Source organism: Vibrio sp. 1401 (assembly GCF_033340295.1).
The window spans coordinates 1-693 of the sequence record NZ_JAWOWF010000374.1 but is presented as its reverse complement, the minus strand read 5'-3'; the positions used below and the strand labels follow the sequence as shown (position 1 = coordinate 693).

General features: G+C 43.6%; 1 protein-coding gene. It reads right to left on the bottom strand.

Annotation, left to right across the window (positions count from 1 at the left end):
* Positions 1-524 (bottom strand): sigma 54-interacting transcriptional regulator (locus tag R7Z77_RS25715; RefSeq protein ID WP_411913215.1); only part of this gene is annotated, 524 nt, incomplete at its 3' end.
* Positions 525-693: the final 169 nt, after the last annotated feature.

Below are 693 nucleotides of genomic sequence, written 5' to 3'. Positions count from 1 at the left end.
CCTGAGCCACTTTCACCGATAATCAATACGTTGGCTGCGTTTTTTGCGACACGGCGGATCATGCGGTACAGCTGGTGCATCGGAGAAGATGAGCCAACTAGCAAACCAAATTGATCCAAATCGCTGGTGGCGACTTTACGTCCTTGCTCCTGCTTGTGTTGATAATACTGGCTCACTTCGGTCAGCGTATCAGACAGGATGGTGAGATCGACGGGTTTTCTGTAGTGAAAAATGGCACCTAGGTTCATCAGTTTATCGAGGTTCTCGTTAGGCGCGCCTGAACTGATGATGATTAAGTCCATGTCGTAAATGGCTTCGATATCGGAAAGTCGCTGGTAATCAGCGTGAGTGAAATGCGCCACTTCGACAATCGCGACATCCGGTTGAACGTCGACGAAGTGATCAATCCAATCATCGTCCGTTTCTGTGTCATACAAACGGAACTTATGTAATTCCTGACAAGAAGCGATAGCCTCTTTGAGGGCGGGGTCTTGTATTCTTAGAAACAGGCTTGGCAGTGACATAGAAATGTCCTCTTCACTATAACAGAAACAATGTACGTGTATTATTTAAGCTGTACAAGACAAAATATTGTCAAAGTCTGTTTAGAATCTGGTTGGTTATTAATATAGTGAGATCAACAGCAAACTATATATCTACATCGTTTTTCTTTCCTTATTTTTTGTGTGGAAT